This window comes from Stieleria sp. JC731, assembly GCF_020966635.1.
Classification (GTDB): Bacteria; Planctomycetota; Planctomycetia; order Pirellulales; family Pirellulaceae; genus Stieleria.
On the sequence record NZ_JAJKFQ010000014.1, the window covers coordinates 1 to 2,944 of the forward strand.

1 rRNA gene is annotated in these 2,944 nt (G+C 51.8%); it reads left to right on the forward strand.

Annotated elements, in window-relative coordinates:
* Positions 1–52 precede the first annotated feature (52 nt).
* A 23S ribosomal RNA gene (locus LOC67_RS22625) occupies positions 53–2,899 on the forward strand.
* Positions 2,900–2,944 lie beyond the last annotated feature (45 nt).

Consider the following 2,944-nt stretch of genomic DNA (forward strand, 5'->3'; position numbering starts at 1 on the left):
TCTGCGGCTCGTTTCGCAGGTGGCATATCGAGTTTGAGTTCGGGATATCGTTGGCCAATCTACCAAGGGCACATGGGGGATGCCTTGGCGTTAAGAGTGTGGGCGTGGAAGTCTGCGAAATGCCTGGGGGAGTTGACAAACAAGCGATGATCCCGGGATTCCCAATCCAACCTGGTGAACTGAAACATCTAAGTAACCAGAGGAAGAGAAAGAAAAATCGATTCCGTCAGTAGCGGCGAGCGAAATCGGAATAGCCCAAACCGGAAGGGTTTCCCTTCCGGGGTTGTAGGACTCCAATATCGGATTGTGTGTTGTTAGTGGAATGTGGCAGGAATGCCCAACCACAGAGGGTGACAGTCCCGTACACGAAAGCAAACATACACCGCAGGAGCACCTGAGTAGGTCCAGTCACGTGAAACCTGGATTGAATCTACGGGGACCATCCCGTAAGGCTAAATACTCCTTAACGACCGATAGTAAACCAGTAGCGTGAGTGAATGGTGAGAAGAACCCCTGCAAGGGGAGGACAGTGAACCTGAAACCATGTGCCTACAAGCGGTCGGAGCCCGATTTGAACGGGTGACGGCGTGCCTTTTGCATAATGATCCGGCGAGTTGTGGTATGCGGCTTGGTTAAGTTCCTACGGAACGTAGCCCAAGGGAAACCGAGTCTGAATAGGGCGAAATTGTCGTATGCTGCAGACGCGAAAGCTGTGTGATCTACCCATGGGCAGGTTGAAGCGTGGGTTAAACTGCGTGGAGGACCGAACCCACTTAGGTTGAAAACTGAGGGGATGACCTGTGGGGAGGACTGAAAGTGTAATCAAACCAGCAGATAGCTCGTTCTCTCCGAAATATCTTGAGGGATAGCGTCGAGCCACTATTTACCGGGGGTAGAGAGACTGAATGGGATGGGGGCCCTTCCCGGGGTACCTCACTCAACCAAACTCCGAATACCGGTAAAATTATCTCGGCAGTCAGTCCCTGGGGGATAAGCTCCAGGGTCGAGAGGGAAACAACCCAGATCGCCTGCTAAGGTCCCTAAGTAGTACTCAGTCACTAAGGAAGTTGAAGTGCCGTGACAGCTGGGATGTTGGCTTAGAAGCAGCCACCATTTAAAAAGTGCGTAACAGCTTACCAGTCGAGCATTTCTGCGCCGATAATGAACGGGAGTAAGTACTACACCGAAGCAGCGGGCTCTAGCTTGCTAGAGCGGTAGGAGAGCGTCGATGATCAGATACAAGCCATACGGTAACGAGTGGTGTCGGGGTCATCGAGTGATTATGCCGGAATGAGTAACGATAAAACAGGTGAGAATCCTGTTCGCCGAAAGCCTAAGGTTTCCTGGGGAAGGTAATTCCGCCCAGGGTTAGCCGGTACCTTAGTCGAGGCCGAAAGGCGTAGACGATGGACAGAAGGTCAACATTCCTTCGCCGGTTGTGTATTCGATGCAGGGACGGCGTCCAGAAAGTGAGCGGTACGAATAGAAATGTCCGTAGCGAAAGCTGAGTTGGCGGGGGTTAAATGACCTGCGTAATACAAGGCATAGCTCGAGAGCGTTTAAGTTCTCGAAGTCATTGGAAGGACGTCCAAGAAAAGCTGCTAGGTTAAGCAACTGACCGTACTAAAACTGACACAGGTAGGCGAGATGAGTATTCTAAGGCGCTCGGGAGAACGGTGGTTAAGGAACTCTGCAAAATGGCCCCGTAAGTTCGCGATAAGGGGCGCCCTTGATGGTTCACGCTGTTGAGGGCCACAGAAAATCGGCTGTAACGACTGTTTATCAAAAACACAGGTCTCTGCTAACACGCAAGTGGATGTATAGAGACTGACGCCTGCCCGGTGTTGGTAGGTTAAGGAAGAATGTTAGCTAACGCGAAGCATGCGACCGAAGCCCCAATAAACGGCGGCCCTAACTATGAGGGTCCTAAGGTAGCGAAGTTCCTTGTCGGGTAAGTTCCGACCTGCATGAAAGGCGTAACGATTTCAGCACTGTCTCAACCACCGACCCGGTGAAATTGTAGTCGTGGTGAAGATGCCACGTACCCGCGGTTAGACGGAAAGACCCCGTGAACCTTTACTGTAGGCTGATATTGGGTTGAGATATGTCTTGTGTAGGATAGCTGGGAGGCTTTGAGTTCGGCACGCCAGTGTCGAAGGAGCCGTTGTTGAAATACCAGCCTGGTCATATTTTAATTCTAACTTTGATCCTGTGAATCCAGGCAAAGGACAGTGTCAGTCGGGCAGTTTGACTGGGGCGGTCTCCTCCCAAAGAGTAACGGAGGAGTGCAATGGTACACTCAGCCTGGTCGGCAATCAGGCGTAGAGCGTAAAGGTAAAAGTGTGCTTGACTGCGAGACCCATAAGTCGAGCAGGAACGAAAGTTGGTCTTAGTGATCCGGTAATCCCGAATGGAAGGGTTATCGCTCATCAGATAAAAGGTACTCCGGGGATAACAGGCTTATCGCATCCGAGCGTCCACAGCGGCGATGCGGTTTGGCACCTCGATGTCGGCTCATCACATCCTGGGGGTGTAGAAGCTCCCAAGGGTTTGGCTGTTCGCCAATGAAAGTGGTACGTGAGCTGGGTTCAGACCGTCGTGAGACAGGTCGGTCCCTATCTGCCGTGGGCGTTCGAAACTTGAGAGGATTCAACTTTAGTACGAGAGGATTTAGTTGGACGAAGCTCTGGTGTACCAGTTGTCGCGCTAGCGGCACGGCTGGATAGCTAACTTCGGAAAGGATAAACGCTGAAAGCATCTAAGCGTGAAGCCCGCCTCGAGATTAGGTTTCGTAAGCAATAGCGTAAGTCCCCAGGAAGACGACCTGGTTGATAGGCCGGATGTGTAAGCACGGTAACGTGTTAAGCTAACCGGTACTAACGGACGAAGGATTGGCCATCGATATCCCGCACTCATGATTCTGTCATGGTAGCTTCGGATTCAA